At 31.8% G+C, this 913-nt stretch carries 1 protein-coding gene; it reads left to right on the top strand.

Features of this window, described 5'->3' with window-relative positions:
- The first annotated feature begins 77 nt into the window (after positions 1 to 77).
- Positions 78 to 908: an IS5 family transposase gene (locus AABL81_RS13515; protein ID WP_341341324.1), complete on the top strand. Its 831-nt coding sequence runs from the start codon at positions 78 to 80 to the stop codon at positions 906 to 908.
- Positions 909 to 913: the final 5 nt, after the last annotated feature.

Below are 913 nucleotides of genomic sequence, written 5' to 3'. Positions count from 1 at the left end.
GAAGTCGTCTTGACTTTTGTAAAATAAAAAAGGGTTATAGAAATTTGTGTCGCTAAACAAACAAAACCTACAACCCCTTGTACCAAGTACTCCACAAAGATAGTATAGAATTAGATATAGTACCACATTTACCACTTCCAAAAAGAGGATTTAAATCAAAAGCTCCACTTTATGAGATAGTTAATGCTATATTGTACAAACTAAAAACAGGTATCCAATGGAGTTATTTACCAGTTGAAGCCTTGTTTAGTTCTCAAGTATTAAGTCATAAAACAGTATTTGGTCATTTTCGTAATTGGTGCAAAGCAGATGTATGGCAATCTTGTTGGACAGAATTATTAAAAAAGAATAAGTCTCTTATTGATTTATCAAGTGCAGACTTAGACGGAAGCCATACTACAGCTTTAAGAGGCGGAGAACAAGTAGCTTATCAAGGTAGAAAAAAACGTAAAACGACGAATTCTTTATATTTTACAGATCGTCAAGGTCTACCATTAGCTATGTCAAAACCGATAGCAGGAAATCACAATGATTTGTTTGATATAGAAGTCTATTTTGAAGATATAGCTAGTCAACTAACTAATGCTAAAATATCTCTATCAGGATTGTTTATTAATGCTGATGCTGGATTTGATTCTCAGAAGCTTAGAAAAATATTTAGTGATAAAGAAATAATAGCTAACATCTGTCCAAATAAACGAAATGGGCAAGATAATGAAGATGATTATTTTGATAAACAACTATATAAAGAAAGATATGCTATTGAAAGAACGAATGCTTGGTTAGATAGCTTTCGTTCTTTACTAAATAGATTTGACACCACACTTTCTAGCTGGATGGCTTGGAACTTCATTGCTTTTATTGTTATAGGACTGAAAAAGTTTTACAAAACTAAAAAGTCAAGATGACTTCA

The sequence above is a fragment of the Myroides sp. C1519 genome (assembly GCF_038039755.1).
Classification (GTDB): Bacteria; Bacteroidota; Bacteroidia; order Flavobacteriales; family Flavobacteriaceae; genus Flavobacterium; species Flavobacterium phaeum_A.
This window is presented reverse-complemented; position numbering and strand designations above follow the sequence as displayed.